Source organism: Acinetobacter sp. IK23 (assembly GCF_035615275.1).
Lineage (GTDB): Bacteria > Pseudomonadota > Gammaproteobacteria > Pseudomonadales > Moraxellaceae > Acinetobacter > Acinetobacter seifertii.
The window spans coordinates 14,908-33,171 of the sequence record NZ_JANBNX010000003.1 but is presented as its reverse complement, the minus strand read 5'-3'; the positions used below and the strand labels follow the sequence as shown (position 1 = coordinate 33,171).

Sequence of the window (18,264 nt, the reverse complement as noted above, 5' to 3'; positions counted from 1 at the left end):
AGAGCAAATGACATGAATATTTGGTCAATTCTTTGTCTGATCTGGACTCTGGCAGCCTATGTTGTGGCAAAGCGAATCTATCAGAAAAATCCAAAACTTTGGTTATCACCCGCGATTAGCGTGCCTGTACTCACCATCATTTTGATGACGATTTTTGGAATTTCATATCAAACATATGCTGAAGATACGCAGTGGATTGTTAATTTATTAGGACCAGCAACGGTTGCTTTCGCTTTACCGATTTATCGTTATCGGGAAACGATTCGTAAAAACCTTGGAGTCCTTTCGATTGCGATTATTGTGGGGATGAGTGTAGGTGTGATGTCTGCCTATGAAATGGCACAGTGGTTCCACTTTAGCCCTGAAGTCACCAATAGTTTGATGGCCCGTTCTATTTCAACACCATTTGCCATGATTTTAGCGGAAGATATTCACGGTTCGGCAGCATTGGTTTCACTATTTACGGTCATTACTGGTTTGGTCGGTATGATTTGTGGCGATGCGATTTTAGCGATTACTAAAATCCGTTCTAATGTAGCAAATGGGGCAGCCTTCGGTAATGCAGCCCACGGTTTTGGTACAGTTAGAGCACAGCAACGCAATAGCGAAGAAGGTGTAATTGCCAGTTTAACCATGGTTATTGCCGGTATTTTAATGGTGCTGATTGGGCCATTTGCGATTCATCTATGGTTGCTGTTGTAGATTTTATCTAACTTGATTTGTCATGTTGTTGAATAATTCTTGATAATTTTTTTATGGCTTGCCTCATCAGTTCGGGTTCAAAATCGCCTAAGCCGACAATTAAACCCGAACGTCGCCGTTCTTTTGAAAATGTTGGTGAAATTGCTTTAATCGCAATGCCTGCATCGACTGCCGAGCTTGCAACGTCAATGTCATTAATATGATGAGCAAGCCATAACACCATATGCATGCCTTGATCGCCCGGCTGTAACCAAGCCAGTTCTTGAGGTATGTATTTTTCAATCAAGCCAATAATGTATTCTCGAACTTCTGCATAGACATTTCGAGTCCGTCGAATATGCCGCTCTAAATAGCCTTCTTGAATAAAAGCAGCCAAAACATGTTGGTCCGCAGCAGGTGGGTGTCGATCAATTAACACTCTGAGTCCACAAAAAGATGCCACCAATTCTTTAGGCAATACTGCATAGCCAAGTCTAAGAGACGGAAATAGGACTTTACTGAAAGTCCCAAGATAAATGACTTGGTCGGGCGCCATACCTTGTAAAGATGGGAAGGGCTGACCGTTATAACGAAGTTCACTGTCATAGTCATCTTCAATGATCCATGCATTTTGCTTTTTTGCCCAAGCCAATAAAGCCGTACGTCTCGCTAGACTCATTGGCATGCCAAGTGGATATTGGTGAGATGGAGTCACAAAAGCAGCACGTGCATGTTTAGAAAGCTTAATTCCGGTTTCAACCTGAATACCTTCTTCATCGACAGGAACACGTACCATCCGAATGTTTTGTACAGCATGTTCAAAAATGGCTGTTGTACCGCGATAAGCTGGATCTTCAATCCAAACTTCATCTTTTGCTTCAAATAAAATCTGGCTGCAAATATAAAGTGATTGCTGAATACCGGGAGTAATCACAATTTGGTCAGGTTCGCAGTGGACAGAGCGTGATCGGCGTACATAGTCTGCTATAGCAATTCTTAGTGATAGTACGCCTTGAGGTTCACCATAACCCGAAGGAGCACCTGCACCTCTTGATCTAAATTTATTTCCGAACTTGCGCCAAATATCACTCGGTTGGGTGCGCGCAATCGGGACAGACACTGCAAAAGGGGCTTGAGGGAGTTGTTTAAACTCTTTAAGCACTTGGGCATATGAAAGTGCCGACTTCGTCAAAGGGATTGAGTTAGATGTGGTCTCTTTTTGAGAATGTTGCGGTGTAGTTTTTTTAGCTAAAGCATGAGACACATAGGTGCCCGTTCGTGCTTGAGAGTCAAAAACACCTTCAGCTAAAAGCTGATCGTAAGCTTCGATAATCGTTCCACGAGCGACCCCAAGTGTTTGAGCCAATTCACGTGAAGAGGGTAAAGGGTCGCCGGGTTGTAAATCACCACTTTGTACAGCTTCACGTAAAGCTTGAGTCAATTGTGCACTTATCTTTCCTTGGCTTTTATTAATCTTTGCAATCGACGGAAGTTCAACAACTTTTGCCATTCTTGCCATAATTCTGGTCTACTTAAAAAAATACAAAGTGGTTCTTTTTAATAAACCACATAAACCAGAAAATTTACAACACAAAATATAAATAATCCTGATATTTACAGTGAGGTTTTGAGCCATGTATATCCCTGATGATTATGCAGAAAACCGTTTGGATGTATTGCATTCTCTTATTACCGAATATCCGTTTGGTGTGCTTTTTACTTATGGAAGTAATGGCTTAGATGCAAATCATCTTCCATTCGAATTACAGGCAAGCGAAGGGGAATTGGGTGTACTACGTGCGCATGTGTCTAGAGTTAATCCAGTCTGGCAGGACATTGAAAATGGAGATGAGGTGTTGGTCGTATTTCAAGCAGGCGATGCTTATATTTCACCAAACTGGTACCCATCCAAACATGAACAGCACAGACAAGTACCGACATGGAACTATAGGGTTGTGCATGCTTATGGCAAAGTAACCATTCGAGATGATGAACGTTATGTCCGTGGTGTTGTGGCTCGTTTAACACGTACCCACGAAGCATCTCAACCTGAACCATGGAAAATGTCCGATGCACCAAAGGACTATCTTGAACCGATGTTAAAAGCCATTGTAGGTATTGAGATTGAAATTACCAAGCTACGAGGCAAATCAAAACTTGGACAAAACAAAGAACGTCGAGACATTTTAGGTGCGGCAGATGGCCTATCGAAAGCTGGTCATCAAACTATAGCGGACGCTATGTATAGTGTCGCTGAGTTAAATAAATAATTTCGAAAATATACAACTTTAATATCAATTGAGGAGACAAAGATGTCTTTTACTACACCTGTTGAGTTGGTAGGTGAGCACGTTATTTTAAAGCCCTTAGACTTAACTCAAGCTGAATCACTGGCAGAGGCTGTTTGTGATGGGGAACTCTATAATCTTTGGTATACCCGTGTGCCTAGACCTGAACAAATGACTGCTGAAATTGAAAGACGTCTTGGTTTACAAAAATCCGGCTCTATGCTGCCATTTTATATTGAAGATCGAAAAACGGGGCGGGCGTTGGGCATGACAACTTTAATGCATATTGAAGAAGCCCATCGCCGTGTAGAAATTGGTTCGACGTGGTATCGAAAGTCTGCACAGCGTACGCCTGTAAATACTGAGTGTAAAAAGCTATTGCTGGCTCACGCATTTGAGACTTTAAACTGTATTGCGGTTGAGTTACGCACATCTTCTTTAAATGTTCAAAGTCAAGCCGCGATTGTACGCTTGGGTGCAAAGCTAGATGGTGTGCTAAGAAGCCATCAAATTGTAAAAGATGATATTTTACGGGACACCCACGTTTATAGCATTTTAAAACATGAGTGGTCTGCGGTTCGCCAAAATCTGGAATGGATGTTGAATAAACCGCGATAGAAAAGATATGGCTTGGGCCTTGATTTTAAAAGGCCATACCTTCTTATGAAATGTTCTCAACTCTTTTTTGAATGGTTTTAATCACTTGATCTAATGCGCTTTGAATTTTAGTGTTCCATTCAAAAGAACAGTTGATTCGCAAATAATGCTGCTGTGCAGGTAAAACACTAAACAGAGGACTTGGCGCAACGCCAATGTCTTGCTGAATCAACTCTTCATAAACTTGCATACTGTCTAGCGTACTGGGAAGTTTGACCCATAAAAAATAACCACTTGGGTAATAATACACTTCGCAAGAGCTAGGTAGATGTTGCTTTAAATAGTGATAAAACTGCTTTTTATAGCGCTCAAGCGAAAGTCTAAGTGTGCGCAAGTGTTTTTCATAATGATGGTGAGACAAAAATTCAACTAAAGCATTTTGAATGAGGGCATTTACTGAAATGGTACTCATAAGCTGTAAGTGTTGGATATGGTCTGAAAATTTACCTGCATAGACCCAACCAACCCGAAAACCTGCACCTAATGTTTTAGAAAAAGACGAGCAGTGCAGTACCAGATTTTGTTGGTCAAAATACTTCATTGAAAGTGGTTTTTGGCCGCCATAAAAAAGCTCTTCATACACATCATCTTCAATTAAGTAAATTTGGTGTTCATGAAGCAATTTGGCAATTTTATATTTAATATCATCACTAACAGTAAAACCAATCGGGTTCTGGGCATTCAGCATGAGCCAACATACCTTGATAGGATATGTTTGAATAACTTGTTCAAAAGCTTCTAGGTCAAAACCATGCTGAGGGTGTTCAGGAATGGTAATGACTTTAAGTCCTAAGCGCTCTGCAGCTTGCCAAGCGCCGTAAAATACGGTTTGTTGCAATAGAATATAGTCGCCAGGTTGAGCAACAGCTTGTAGGGAAAGGTTCAGTGCATCTAAACCTCCTGATGTAATGACAATGTCATCTGGGTCAGTTTGTATCCCTTGCATACAATAGCGCTGAGCAATCAGTTTTCTTAAGGCTAAATTACCGGGAGGTAGACTTGCTGTTTGATCATAGCTTTGTCTTTGACGCGCAAGTTGCCCCATAATTTGAATGAGTTTGGGGGCAGCTAAAAGCTGACTATCTGGAAAAGCTGAACCAAAAGGTACAACAGATTCATGTTGAATCGATTTAAGGTATTTAAAAACTAAAGAATTAATTTCGATTTTAGAATTGAGCGAAACAACTGAATATTGTTCCAGTGGTTTAAGTGCAATTTGTTCGGCAACAAAATATCCCGATTTTTCTTTTGAATAAATCAGACCTTGGGATTCAAGCTCCTGATAAGCATTCATTACGGTCATTAGACTAAAGCCAGAGCGTTGTACCTGATCTCTCAACGAAGGTAATTTTTCATGTGCATTTAAAGTACCGCTCTCAATGAGTTGGCGAATGCTATGGGCGAGTTGTTCTGATTTATACATGTATGAGCTGCACGAAATAAAAAAAGATGCACTGAATCAATAATAAATGCCGTTTGCAGAATCTACAAACGGCATTTGTTTAGAACGATAGATTTACTTTAAGTAAGGGGCTGCATAAATCAATATCACTTTAAACAATCCTGCAATCACAGCTAAGGCAAAAAAACCTCCAAGCCATAGCAGAATAAACCATTGGGTTTGATTGAGTTTAACTGATAACTTTTTCATAAAACCCTCCATACTTAATGATAGCCTTCATCACCTACACGGACTTTGTCTCTAAATACCCAGTAAGACACAATGGTGTAAGCAATAATGATTGGAATCAAAATAAGTGCACCGACCAAAGCAAACATTTGGCTTGAATGTGGTGCTGCGGCCTGCCAGATGGTGACTGATGGTGGAATAATATAAGGCCATAAACTAATCACGAATCCAGTAAATGCAAGGAAAACGAGAGCCAATGTATATGCAAATGGTTTGAGGTCGTGATTCTGCTTTTTACATGCCGATAAAATTAGGCCAACAAACAATAAGACCAAAATAGGTACAGGACTAAAATAGAACAGATTTGGTAAAGAGAACCAGCGATCTGCAATTTCAGGATGAGTCAAAGGCGTATATAAACTTACGCCACCAAAAATAATGAGTAGTGCAATAATTAGCTTAGGCATAAGCTCATACATACGTTGCTGCAAACCTTTTTCAGTTTTTAAAATGAGCCAGCCACAACCCAAAGTTGCATACATAGCAACTACACCAATACCTGTAAAGATCGTAAATGGTGATAACCAATCAAGAGATCCACCAGCATAAATACCATTTTCGGTTTTAATCCCTTGAATATAAGCACCCAAAATAATCCCTTGAAGGAAGCTCGTTAAAACCGAACCCCAAATAAAAGCCAAGTCCCACAGATGTTTGGTGCGATGAGCTTTAAAACGGAATTCAAAAGCAACGCCACGGAAAATCAGGGCAATCACCATAAAAATAATAGGTAGGTATAGTGCTGATAAAACTGTTGAATAGACCAGTGGAAATGCTGCATATAGACCAGCACCTCCGAGTACCATCCACGTTTCGTTACCATCCCAGACAGGGGCGACGGTATTCATCATCACATCACGTTCTTGGCTGTTCTTAATGAATGGGAACATGATCCCGATTCCTAAGTCAAAGCCATCCATGACCACATAAATCATGACACCTAAACCGATAATACCGACCCATATTAAAGAAAGATCAATCATGACGGTTCTCCCCAGATTTTTGGTTGCTGTCAATATTTTCATCAACTGCACTGAGTGGGCGCATTGGTGTTTTAAAGTGTCCAACACCACCAGATTCGATATTTGGTGTATCGATAAATGATGGGCCTTTATTAATGAGTTTTAAGGTGTAGTAAATACCGCTACCAAAAACGATGGTATACACCACTACAAAAATAAAGAGACTGAGGCCGACTTGATCTGCCGACACCGTATGAGATAAGCCATCTTTGGTTCGCATAATGCCATATACGACCCAAGGTTGACGGCCTACTTCAGTGGTGACCCAGCCCGCAAGTAATGCAACATAACCTGCTGGGCCCATTAGTAAAGCAAATTTGTGGAACCATGATGTTTCATAAAGCTTTCCGCTTTTACGCAGCCAAAGGGCAATCAGTGATAATGTAACCATAAGGACACCAAGGCCAACCATCACACGGAAGCTCCAGAAAATAATGGTCGAGTTTGGACGATCTTCAGGTGCGAAATCTTTTAAACCAGTGACTTGACCATCTAAACTGTGAGTCAAAATTAAGCTACCCAAATATGGAACCCCCACTTCAAAGTGGTTACGTTCTTCTTTCATATCTGGAATAGCAAATAACAGTAATGGCATTGGTTCGTTATGATTGGTTTCCCAGTGACCTTCCATTGCGGCAAGTTTGGCAGGTTGATGTTCACGAGTGTTTAAACCATGGTTATCACCAATCACCACTTGTAAACATGAAGTCACAAGTACCATCCAAAGACCCATCGAGAATGATTTTTTTACCAGTTCATCGCGACGGCCTTTTACTAAATGCCATGCAGATGTTCCTACGACCAATAAAGATGAAACCAAGAAGGCAGCAGCACCCATATGGGCAAAGCGGTAAGGGAACGATGGGTTAAAGACAATAGCTAACCAGTCTTTAGGCACAATAATGCCATTTTCGATGGCAAAACCTTGTGGGGTTTGCATCCAACTATTGGAAGATAAAATCCAGAACATGGAAATACATGTTCCGATAGCAACCATAAGCGTCGCAAAGAAATGGGCTCTAGGACCAACACGTCCCCAGCCAAACAACATAATGCCTAAGAAACCTGCTTCTAAGAAGAAGGCACTTAACACTTCATAGGTAAGTAAAGGACCAGTAATACTTCCGGCGACTCGTGAAAATTCACTCCAGTTGGTACCAAACTGGTAGCTCATTACGACACCGGAAACAACTCCCATACCAAACGCAACGGCAAAGATCTTAATCCAGTATTTAAATAGATCTTTATAAATTGGGTTTTGCGTTCTTAACCATTTCCATTCTAAAACTGCCAAAAAGCAGGCAAGTCCGATGGATGTGGCTGGAAAAATAATATGGAAGGATACTGTGAAAGCAAATTGTATTCGCGCTAATTCTAGAGCGGTTAGACCGAGGCTCATAAACTTTCCCCCTGTGAACTAGCTGATGATGATTGAATGAGTTAAATACTTATTTTCAGGCAAAAAAGTACTCTGGCGATTAAACTTACTTCTGTGATAAATGTTCTTAGCAAGTAAAATGCCAACAGGGTAAAGCAATATAATTGCTTGATATTTCAATAAAATAGGGCGATTGATTGTTTTCAATCTGTTAGCAAAGTTTATGCTTGATGTTGCATTTGTAAAAATGCATGTTGCATTGAAACATTGATGAAATATCTGGCGATATGCAATAGATCGTCTCATGAAAACTACCTACCTTAAGAAGTTTTCTTAATCATGCACTCGCTCTATTTGTATATGTAGATACAGAAATTTTTTATAAAACTATAACAGTTCAGTGTTGTTTCGAGGGGGTGCTATAGTTTTTTTTCGATCATCTGTAGCTATATATTCAGTCCTCTAAAGTTCACAATAAAAATGAACAGGATTTACCGTCGACCTAAACCAACCTTCAAGACTCAATGTGAACGCTGCTTTAGATTTTTTTTTAAGCACATGATTATGTTCTTCTTTTCTATTTCCATTGTTGTTTTGTGTAGGGTCCGGTTGCTGCGTGTTTCTTAAAGACCTGAGTATAAGTGTAGCGCTTCTAAAATAGCTTGGATGTTAAAAAATGTTTATTACTTCTCAACTCAATGTTCTACATAAAATTATTAAAAATCAGTCTATTTCTACCTTGGTAATAGATCAGTTAGAACAGACGTATGTGAACCTTGAAGCAACCTTACTTAGAGCGAAAGTACTCAGAGACTTTTCTAAAACTCAAACGGTTTATTTAATTCAGTCGCATATTGAGCCACAGCAAAGTAGTTTAGCTTATCTATTCTCACCATTTATTTTTGCGAACCTAAACAAAGCTGCTATTTATACAACACCTGCAACACCACCTGTGCTTACTATCCTGAATAAATACTATCAAGCTGACAAGAAGGTTGTGTTTAAGGTAGATGAGGTTTTAGAGAGCCTAAAAATATATCTAGATTTGGAACTAATAGAGATAGGAGAAGCTGACTTTATTTATTTAAAATTAATCAAAGCATTGTGTAGAAGTGATATCTCTACAATTTTTTTGATCACCCATTTAGAGCTGGACTTAGACGTTTTAGAACAACTTGAACAGTTCTTAAAAATAAAAATTCATTGGGTCAAAGTCGTAAAAGATGAAAGTCTAAAAGGCTTAGATCAGCTAGATATGCGTAAATTATTATTTAAAAATAAAGATGAAGCATATGTACATTTATGTGCTCATTTTGCGCAAATGAATGCAGCACTGGTCGGGTTATGCGATACCTTTACTGCCAGTCAAATGACTCACTTAATTGATGATATGTTTTATTCAGAACATATTTTTGAAAAGTTATCTGTCTATTCAGAATATATGCAAACCTTATTGCAAAGTCAGCATAGTCTTACTAAAAAAGAGATCGCTTAGGGTGGTCAGGCTTTTGATTGGTGTTATATCAAGATTGAATACTGTTATAAAAAAATAATCGTTTTCATGTGAAATAAATATTTTATGGTAAAAGCAAAGCAATATTGGTTTTACTTACATGACAAATTTAAATTTTGAGCATCATCTCGGTTCACTAACACATGCAGCACTTAGTCAGGCCTCAATTATTTCTCGCGTGTGGGGTGAAGGGCCAACTGAGCGTTATGATGAATTGGCAAAAAATTTCAGACCAACTTTTGCCCGTATAAAAGAAGGGGCTTTAATCCGTGAGCAACAGCATATTTTGCCTTATGAACAACTCCAGTGGCTCAAAGATATTGGTTTTACGCGCTTAAGACTTCCCAAAGCTCATGGTGGCTTTGATGCAACTATTCCTGAATTATTTGCATTACTCATTGAACTTGCAGAAGCCGACTCGAACTTACCCCAAGCTTTGCGTGTGCATTTTGGTTTCACTGAAGATGTTTTAGTAAGTAAAGACAAAGCGTTTCAACAGCGCTGGCTAAGCCGAATTGCAAATGGGGAAACAATCGGTAGTGCATGGTCTGAAGGTGGGAAAGAGTCAATTGATCAGTTCGAAACTCACTTATATCGAGATAGTGACGGAAAAATTCGCGTTAAAGGCAAAAAATACTACACCACAGGGAGCCTATATGCAGATTGGGTTGATGTTGGTGTAACAGACTTAAAGGGTGAATCTGGCTCGGTCGTTGTTCGCCGTGAAGATGAAGGTGTCGAAATTGTTGATGACTGGAATGGCTTTGGCCAGCAGCTCACTGCAAGTGGTACAGCATATTTCCATGATGTATTGGTCGACGAAGCTGAAATTTTACCTGATGATGACCGTTTTAAATATTCAGCGGCTTACTATCAACTTGTTCAACTGGCAATCATTACAGGTCTAGGGCGTGCTGCAAGCTATGATGTTTCTCAAGCTGTTGCTAAACGGACCCGAAACTACACGCATGCAAATGCCCAATTTGTAAAACAAGATCCCCAAATTTTACAAGTAGTAGGCCAAATCCGTGGCGCGGCTTACAGTGCAGGGGCGATTGTTGAAAAAGTCGCACAAAGCTTACAACGTGCTTACTTGGCTGCATTTCAAAATAATGAGCAGCTTGAAGAAGAGCAAAATGCACTTGCCGAGCTTGAAAGTGCACAATCTCAAACGGTTATTACCGATTTGATTTTAAATGCTTCTACGATTTTATTTGACGCTTTAGGTGCTTCCGCAACAGACAAAGATTTAGGCCTAGATCGATACTGGCGTAATGTACGAACTTTATCTTCACATAACCCGAGAGTATTTAAAAATCGTATTATCGGTGATTTTAGTGTAAACGGCACATTACCACCGTATCAATGGCGAATAGGGAATGTTGCTAAACAATAAATTATAGTTTTAGATATTAAGCTGCTATTTTAGCGGCTTAATATTATTTTGGTTATTTAAATTAAATTATAAAAATCTATTAGAATAAAATCATATTTTGTTTGGGGTTTATATTATAAAGAAAACCTAAAAATTGCTTTAGTATAAAAATTAAATAAAATGCTGGCTGATATTTTATGACTAAGAAAATTAGTTTTAATGCTTTTGAAATGAATTGTATTGCCCATCAATCTCCTGGATTATGGCGACATCCTCAAGATCGATCTGTTGAATATAAAGATTTAGAATATTGGACAGATTTAGCGCAAATTCTTGAGCGTGGTTTTTTTGACGGTATTTTTATTGCAGATGTGCTTGGTATTTATGACGTTTATCATCAAAGTGCTGAACATGCCTTAACAGGTGCAGTACAAGTTCCAGTCAATGATCCGCTACAGATTGTGCCAGCGATGGCGGCAGTCACAAAGCACTTGGGTTTTGGTGTCACGACCTCTATTTCTTTTGAGCATCCTTATCCTTTTGCTAGACGTATTAGCACGCTAGACCATTTAACCAAAGGGCGAGTTGGTTGGAATATCGTGACGTCTTATTTGGAAAGTGGTTCGAAAAACTTGGGTCTAAAAACTCAGGTTAATCATGATAATCGTTATGATATTGCTGATGAATATTTAGAAGTCCTTTACAAACTTTGGGAAGGTTCTTGGGAAGAAGGTTCGGTACTTCGTGACCGTGAAAGCGGTATTTTTGCTGACTATAAAAAAGTGCATCCAATTCAGCACGAGGGTAAATACTTTACTGTACCGGGCATTCATATTTGTGAGCCATCACCACAGCGAACGCCAGTACTTTACCAAGCAGGCGCATCTTCACGCGGGCAGAAGTTTGCTAGTCAAAATGCCGAGTGTGTATTCATCGCAGCGCCGTCTAAAATCGCCACTAAAAAAGTGGTACAGGGCATTCGTCAAAAATTGGCTCAAGAAGGTCGCGATCCGTACTCAGTTAAAATTTATGCGCTTTTGTCGATTGTCACTGATGAAACCGATGCAAAAGCACAGGCTAAGTTTAGAGAATATCAAAGCTATGGAAGCTATGATGGCGCTTTAACATTGCTGTCTGGCTGGTCAGGTGTTGATTTTTCACAATATCAACCGACCGATAAAGTTGAATATATTCAAACCAACGCGATTCAATCTTTATTAGATTCTTATGTAAATGCAGATCCAGAACGTGTCTGGACCATTGAAGAAATTGCAAACTGGAGCAGCTTAGGTGGTAATGGGCCAGTATTGGTAGGTTCGGCAGAAACAGTTTCAGATTCTCTACAACGATGGGTTGAAGATACCGATATTGATGGCTTTAACTTGGCCTATATTTTGGCGCATCAAACCTTTGCTGATGTGGTCGAATTTATTGTTCCAGAGTTGCAAAAACGTGGGGTATATCAAACCTCATATGCACAAGGAACATTAAGAGAAAAATTATTTGGTGCTGGGCCATATTTGCCTGAAAATCACCGCGGTGCAAAATATCGTAATCTAAAGGAATTAAAACTTGCTGAGGCGAGTTAATATTTTGCAAAGCCTTTAAAATAAATGGCTGGTTAAATACCAGCTTTTATTTTGTCTTTTTTTATATCGGTTTTACTGCTGAGTTAATAATGAAAAAATAATTCTATAATTTAGATTAAAACATCAGATTAATTTGTTTTTGTATTGTGTGAATAATCATTATTTTGTTCCTGTTATTAAAATTCAGGAATTATTAAGTGAGCACACAAGAACTCGATCATAACCATCGTTATGAAATTAAATCTCCCGATGATGTTTCACAGTTAATTTCAAAATTTGCAGGGAAGGGTAAATCGAATAAAATTATTTGGTTAGCACTCATTGGGGTGTTTATTGATGCCTATGATTTAACAACGCTATCCTTTGGTATTGAGCAAGTCATCTCAGAGTTTTCTTTAAGCCCTGTGATGACTGGTGTGGTGGCTTCAGCAATTGTCTGTGGAACCATTGTGGGTAACCTGATTGGTGGTTGGCTGACAGATAAAATTGGTCGTTATCGGGTCTTCATGGCGGACATGGTACTGTTTGTCATTGCGGCAATTGTCGCAGGCTTTGCACCAAATGTTTGGGTTTTAATTTTAGCCAGATTTATTATGGGAATTAGTGTGGGGATTGATCTGCCTGTGGCAATGTCCTACTTATCTGAATTTTCCAAATTTAACGGAAGTAGTAACAAGGCAGCTCGTTTAGCGGCATGGTGCCCAATGTGGTATGCGGCTTCTTCGGTATGTTTTGGTCTGGTTCTGGCGCTTTATTTTCTTTTACCGCCTGAGCATAGCAACTGGTTATGGCGAGCATCTTTAATTTTTGGAGCAGTGCCAGCGTTACTCATTATTTTTATTCGCGGTAAATATTTAACTGAATCACCCATTTGGCTTGCAAACCAAGGCGATTTAAAAGGGGCAGCTAAAGTTCTACAAGAGTCCTATGCAATTAATGCAGTCGCTACAGTTGAAAAAGTAGAAAGAACTGCTGAAAAGAAAAAGCGTGAGGGGTTTGCGGTTTTATTTAATAAAACCTATTTGCCAAGAACGATTGTGGCCATTGTAATTCATATTTCGGTTGCATTTCAGTACACCACCATTGCTTTCTTTTTACCTTCTATTTTAACACGGTTCTTTCATACCGATGTTTTGACGACCATTACTACAACGCTCGGACTCAATCTACTATTTGCATTTACGGGCGGCCTGTTAGGCGTATTTGTTGCTAGCAGATTTAAATCTCGTCATGTGTTGCTCACAGGCTTTTTACTCCAGTTTATAGCCCTCATTGCCTTGACATTCATTGGTGAGCCCGGTAATAGCTTTTTACTCTATACCGCAATTGGCATGCTCGGTTTGTGGCTTTTTGCTGAAGGCTTTGGGCCTGGGGCACAAATGATGGTTTATCCAACTATGGCCTATCCAGCTTCGATTCGTGGCGTTGGTGTCGGCTTTAACCGTGCAGTAACGGGTGTTGCTCAAGCAATTGCTTTGTTTGTTTTACCCATCTGGATGGCGGGATATAAAACCGATGTTTATCTGATTATTTCTATCTTTGCATTTATTCCTTTAATTGTGATTGGGCTACTGATTAAGTTTGAGCCTACCGCCCAAGACGTCGATGTGATTTATGAAGATAAAACAGAACTTCCTCTCAATAATTCACCAGTAATCGACTAGAGTAAAAGTAAATTCTAAATAAAAAGAAAGGCCAACATCTGTTGGCCTTTCTATTAAAAATTAGAAGTAATAAGCAAAAATTACAAATGCTTTTTTGTTCCATTTATTATTGGTTCCGCCAGCCGCAAGACCTTCACTATCTCCTAAATATGGATCGTGTTTACCCATCAGTAACTCGGCTTGTACTGTCAATTTTTGATAGTTAAAGGCAATGCCGGGAATAAAACGGGTTGAATCTTTAAAGCCATCTTGCTCTTTTCGATAAGAACTATAGTTTAGGTAGGGGCGAACAGAGGTAATTGGGCCAAATTGCTGAGGGAACAAATAGCTGAGTTCGGCTGAATAAATCTGACCTTTAGTTGCCGAGTTAAATGAATAATCGAAACCACCTAAAGTCAGGTGGTCTTTATATTGATTGTCGGCATTATCAATGTCTTGATAACCAGCCAAAAGCTGTAAATTCCATTGGTTATAATTGGTGTTGCTAAAAACCGAATAGACTTGGCGATTCCCATCTTGCCCTGAGCGTTTGTTTTCAATGGTGGAATACCATGCAGAAGCACCTAGTTGGGTAGAGAAATTTTCTTGGCCTAAGACATTTTTAAAGGTATGAGCACCACGAACAACAATGGAGTTCTTTTCTTTGGTATTGGTGCCTTCTGGTACAGAGTCATCTGCATTGACAGGGTTGATACTAAATCGACTCGAGTCTTTGCTTTTACCTCTATAGGTGCCACCATCGGTAGGATAAAAGGCAAATTGTGCCTCATTGATTCCATCATTGAAATCATATTTCACGCCAAGGTTGTGTACATCCTCCCAACCCGCACTATTGGCAATGCCTAAATAATAAGTATTTCCCCAAAAGCGACCCAAGCCAAAAGGAACAGGGTTTAAGCCAACAATAATTTTACTATTGTCATTAATTTTATAACCCAACCATGCATCGGTGAGCCAATTTGCATCACCTAAACGCCCGTAATATTCATAAACCCGATAATCTAAGCGGCCAATCCATTTCGGGGAGTTGTAGTCCAACCATAATACCGCGTCATTAAAAGAAAATTTACTGGTAGAGGGTTCAGAGTCAAAATCATAAACATATTTAGCCCGAACAGTACCACTTACTTTAAGTTCACCTTCTTCAGCATTACCAAAGGTAAGCGCTGCATGGCTTGAAAGACTAAAGGTAGTCAAAGTCGTAGCGATGAATATTTTTTTTAAATTTTGGGGATGTTTAAACAAAATATATTTTCTCCTCTTAAAAATAAAAAATTAAACTTGCGTAATGTATAAACCAGAAAAAGATTTGTCTAAATCTCAATATTTGCAGAGGTTTTAAGATAAAAAGATAATAAAATCTGATCTTTATAAAAAATGGCGAAAATTAATTAGACGTAAAACATCTAATGCGATAGACCAAAAGAAAAAATGATTAAAGGTGAGTAGGATAAAATACTAGAGAGCTTATGTCAGGCTTTTCCAATCATATGATTTGGGAATAACGTTTTTAATTATTGATATATAAGTATTTTAATTTTGTATCTATTCTATAAGATTACTTAAAATTTGCTTTTTACCAAAAGATAAAAACTTATGAAGAAAAGTTATTTATAAAAACTAGATAAGCAACTCATATTTTTTTATTTTTCATTATAAAGCCGGCTGCATACCATAGGCTTATATTATTGAAAGATCATGAAATTATGAGCACGAAGACCAAACCGCTGATTGTCACGGCAATTGTGATCGTCGCAATTGTTGCATTTATCGTATGGCAAAATAAAAAAGACAATAATACAAGTGCTTTAGTTCGTGACAACAAACCTGTCGTGATTGCCTATCAAACTGGGGTGGACCCAAGTAAAGTTGCACAGGCCAATGGTGACTACGAAAAACAAAGTCAACGTAACATTCAATGGAAGAAATTTGATGCAGGCTCAGACGTTGTTAATGCTCTGGCTTCAGGCGATGTCGTACTTGGCAATATTGGTTCAAGCCCACTTGCTGCTGCGGCAAGCCGTGATTTACCGATTGAAGTATTCTTAATTACATCAAAACTTGGTGCGTCTGAAGCGCTAGTAGTAAGTAATAAATCAGGCATTAAAACTCCTCAAGATTTAATTGGCAAAACCATTGCTGTACCGTTTGTTTCAACTACGCATTACAGCCTTTTGTCTGCACTTAAACACTGGAACATTCCAGAAGACAAAGTAAAAATTATTAACTTGCGTCCACCTGAAATTTCAGCTGCTTGGGAACGTGGTGATATTGATGCAGCCTATGTGTGGGAACCTGCTTTAAGTAAAGCCAAAGCATCTGGTACGGTTTTAACCGACTCAAAACAAGTGGGTGAATGGGGTGCTCCAACTTATGACTTATGGGTTGTACGTAAAGATTTTGCAGAGAAAAATCCTGACTTCTTAAAAGCTTTTGTCAAAACCACGCTTGAGCAGCTTGAAAAATATAATCAAGATCCAGCCGCTTACGTTAAAGATGCCGATAACGTGCAAAAAATTGCGCAGCTTACTGGTTCTGATCCAAAAGATATCCCGCTTTTATTAAGTGGAAATATTTACCTTGACCGTGCACAGCAAAAACAAACGTTAGATGGTGAATTCGCACAAAATATTTTTGATACAGCGAAGTTCTTAAAAGGTCAGGGCAAGGTCGATCAATTGAAAGCCGATTATAAAGGCAATGTGAATTCTTCATTTTTGCAGCCTTAAGGAGTTGTCATGAGTGTACTTGAAGCCAAACATATTCATCTGACTTTTCCTAAACAGCAAAAGCCAGTTTTACAAGACATTAACCTAACCATTGAAGAAGGTTCTTTAACCGTGATTTTGGGTGAGTCGGGTTGTGGCAAAACAACTTTGCTTAATATCTTGGCAGGGTTTCAAAAGCCAAGCTCTGGTGATGTACTTGTAAATCATGAAGTGGTAACTGGTCCAGATGTAACCCGCGCTGTTGTATTTCAGGATCACGCCTTACTTCCTTGGTTGAATGTTGCAGATAATGTTGGCTTCGCTTTGCAGTTAAAAGGTTTAAAACGTGCAGAGATTGAGAAACAAGTGAGTGCAATTTTAAAAATTGTAGGTTTAAGTCACGTTGAAAAAGCCAATATATGGGAACTTTCCGGTGGTATGAAACAACGTGTTGGTATTGCCAGAGCTTTGATTAGTCACGCGCCGTTTATTTTATTAGATGAACCTTTTGCCGCATTAGATGCTTTTACGCGTGAAAACATGCAGCAGTTAGTGCTCGATTTATGGATTCAACAAAATAAAAGCTTCTTTTTAATTACTCATGACATTGAAGAAGCATTATTACTCAGCAATCAGTTAGTTCTAATGACAGCGCATCCAGGCAAAATTGTAGAAACTCTACATCTCGATTTTGCTCAACGATATCGACAGGGTGAGTCTATTCGTTCGATTAAATCGGACCCTCAATTTATTCAGTTCAGAGAGCAGTTATTTGAAAGTTTAAGGGCTCAAAAACAAAGCGGTAAGGAGGCGTTACCTACATGAACACTAAAGATAACGTCTATGAGTATGACAAAGCAGAGCTAAAACTTAAGCCAGATGTGCAAACAGAAAATGCTTCATTTCTATCGTCATTTTTTGAGAAGCATCGCACTTTGGCAGTCAGCATAATTAGTGTGGGAAGTGTGGTTGCACTCTGGTTTCTTATTACTGCTTTGCATGTTGTACCTGAACTGTTTTTACCGAGCCCACAGGCAGTCTGGCAAAAATTTATATCGGTCAGCCGAGAAGGCTTTATGAAAGCTACTTTATGGCAACACTTGGCAGCCAGTATCTCTCGTGTATTTTTAGCTTTGATTGCTGCAGTAGTGATTGGTGTACCACTGGGTTTATGGATGGGCCTGAACAAATGGGTTCGCGCTGTTCTAGATCCTTTGGTTGAATTATTACGTCCAATTCCGCCGTTAGCTTATTTACCTTTACTCGTAATTTGGTTCGGTATTGGCGAAACCACAAAAGTACTTTTGATTTTCTTCTCGATATTGGCACCTGTCATTATTAGTAGTGCACACGGTGTATTAAGTCATCAGCTTAATCGTGAACGTGCTGCACTGTCGCTAGGGGCAAGTCAGACACAAGTATTTTGGCATGTCATTTTACCAACGGCTTTACCTCATATTATTACCGGGATTCGTATTGGTCTTGGGGTGGGCTGGTCAACCTTAGTTGCAGCAGAGTTGGTTGCAGCGGATCGCGGTATTGGTTTTATGGTGCAATCGGCAGCGCAGTTCTTAATTACCGATACGGTGATTCTAGGCATTATTGTCATTGCGATTGTCGCAGTTAGTTTTGAGCTGTTTTTACGTTGGTTACAAAAACAGTTTTCTCCTTGGTATGGTCAGCAGTTGTAGTAAAGAAG

16 protein-coding genes are annotated in these 18,264 nt (G+C 39.2%); 10 read left to right on the top strand and 6 right to left on the bottom strand.

Features of this window, described 5'->3' with window-relative positions:
• Positions 1-12: 12 nt before the first annotated feature.
• Positions 13-702 (top strand): LrgB family protein, encoded by a 690-nt coding sequence (locus MSG95_RS03295; RefSeq protein WP_077165524.1) that lies wholly within the window; start codon positions 13-15, stop codon positions 700-702.
• 7 nt (positions 703-709) lie between these two features.
• Here the strand turns inward: MSG95_RS03295 and MSG95_RS03290 are convergent, their stop codons facing one another.
• On the bottom strand, positions 710-2,200 hold the full coding sequence (locus MSG95_RS03290) for a PLP-dependent aminotransferase family protein (protein WP_077165525.1): 1,491 nt from the start codon (positions 2,198-2,200) through the stop codon (positions 710-712).
• Between the two features lie 115 nt (positions 2,201-2,315).
• Here MSG95_RS03290 and MSG95_RS03285 point away from each other — a divergent pair, with 115 nt between their 5' ends.
• Together MSG95_RS03285 and MSG95_RS03280 are read left to right on the top strand one after the other, a co-directional pair.
• Entirely contained in the window at positions 2,316-2,951 is a 636-nt protein-coding gene (locus MSG95_RS03285) for an FMN-binding negative transcriptional regulator (RefSeq protein ID WP_077165526.1), read from the top strand.
• Positions 2,952-2,993: 42 nt separating this feature from the next.
• Positions 2,994-3,587, top strand: coding sequence for a GNAT family N-acetyltransferase (locus MSG95_RS03280; RefSeq protein WP_077165527.1), 594 nt, complete (start codon positions 2,994-2,996; stop codon positions 3,585-3,587).
• 43 nt (positions 3,588-3,630) lie between these two features.
• On the opposite strand, the gene MSG95_RS03275 is transcribed toward MSG95_RS03280, so the two are convergent.
• The 4 genes from MSG95_RS03275 to MSG95_RS03260 all read right to left on the bottom strand — a co-directional run bounded on the left by MSG95_RS03275 (position 3,631) and on the right by MSG95_RS03260 (position 7,737).
• Positions 3,631-5,049 (bottom strand): PLP-dependent aminotransferase family protein, encoded by a 1,419-nt coding sequence (locus tag MSG95_RS03275; protein WP_077165528.1) that lies wholly within the window; start codon positions 5,047-5,049, stop codon positions 3,631-3,633.
• A gap of 93 nt (positions 5,050-5,142) precedes the next feature.
• Positions 5,143-5,277, bottom strand: coding sequence for a DUF2474 domain-containing protein (locus tag MSG95_RS03270; protein WP_198307702.1), 135 nt, complete (start codon positions 5,275-5,277; stop codon positions 5,143-5,145).
• A gap of 14 nt (positions 5,278-5,291) precedes the next feature.
• Positions 5,292-6,299: a cytochrome d ubiquinol oxidase subunit II gene (cydB, locus tag MSG95_RS03265; protein WP_077165530.1), complete on the bottom strand. Its 1,008-nt coding sequence runs from the start codon at positions 6,297-6,299 to the stop codon at positions 5,292-5,294.
• Entirely contained in the window at positions 6,292-7,737 is a 1,446-nt protein-coding gene (locus MSG95_RS03260; protein WP_019458892.1) for a cytochrome ubiquinol oxidase subunit I, read from the bottom strand. Before MSG95_RS03260 ends, cydB begins: the two co-directional genes overlap by 8 nt.
• A gap of 655 nt (positions 7,738-8,392) precedes the next feature.
• On the opposite strand from MSG95_RS03260, the gene MSG95_RS03255 reads away from it, so the two are divergent.
• From MSG95_RS03255 to MSG95_RS03240, 4 genes are all read left to right on the top strand, one after another.
• A complete protein-coding gene (locus MSG95_RS03255; protein WP_324624514.1) occupies positions 8,393-9,211 on the top strand; it encodes a hypothetical protein in 819 nt (272 codons plus the stop codon).
• A gap of 118 nt (positions 9,212-9,329) precedes the next feature.
• Positions 9,330-10,625: an acyl-CoA dehydrogenase family protein gene (locus MSG95_RS03250; RefSeq protein ID WP_077165533.1), complete on the top strand. Its 1,296-nt coding sequence runs from the start codon at positions 9,330-9,332 to the stop codon at positions 10,623-10,625.
• 176 nt (positions 10,626-10,801) lie between these two features.
• The gene (locus tag MSG95_RS03245) at positions 10,802-12,193 is read left to right on the top strand and encodes an LLM class flavin-dependent oxidoreductase (protein WP_077165534.1); all 1,392 of its coding nucleotides are present in this window, start codon (positions 10,802-10,804) and stop codon (positions 12,191-12,193) included.
• A gap of 197 nt (positions 12,194-12,390) precedes the next feature.
• Positions 12,391-13,857, top strand: a complete 1,467-nt coding sequence (locus MSG95_RS03240; protein ID WP_151819350.1) for an MFS transporter — start codon at positions 12,391-12,393, stop codon at positions 13,855-13,857.
• A gap of 60 nt (positions 13,858-13,917) precedes the next feature.
• Here MSG95_RS03240 and MSG95_RS03235 read toward each other — a convergent pair whose 3' ends face one another.
• The gene (locus tag MSG95_RS03235) at positions 13,918-15,102 is read right to left on the bottom strand and encodes a hypothetical protein (RefSeq protein ID WP_151819349.1); all 1,185 of its coding nucleotides are present in this window, start codon (positions 15,100-15,102) and stop codon (positions 13,918-13,920) included.
• A gap of 443 nt (positions 15,103-15,545) precedes the next feature.
• On the opposite strand from MSG95_RS03235, the gene tauA reads away from it, so the two are divergent.
• Genes tauA through tauC form a run of 3 tightly spaced genes read left to right on the top strand, consistent with a single transcriptional unit; the run spans position 15,546 to position 18,256 of the window.
• Positions 15,546-16,586, top strand: coding sequence for a taurine ABC transporter substrate-binding protein (tauA, locus tag MSG95_RS03230; RefSeq protein WP_077165536.1), 1,041 nt, complete (start codon positions 15,546-15,548; stop codon positions 16,584-16,586).
• 9 nt (positions 16,587-16,595) lie between these two features.
• On the top strand, positions 16,596-17,390 hold the full coding sequence (locus MSG95_RS03225; protein WP_077165537.1) for a taurine ABC transporter ATP-binding protein: 795 nt from the start codon (positions 16,596-16,598) through the stop codon (positions 17,388-17,390).
• The gene (gene tauC, locus MSG95_RS03220; RefSeq protein WP_077165538.1) at positions 17,387-18,256 is read left to right on the top strand and encodes a taurine ABC transporter permease TauC; all 870 of its coding nucleotides are present in this window, start codon (positions 17,387-17,389) and stop codon (positions 18,254-18,256) included. Before MSG95_RS03225 ends, tauC begins: the two co-directional genes overlap by 4 nt.
• The last annotated feature ends 8 nt before the right edge of the window (positions 18,257-18,264 follow it).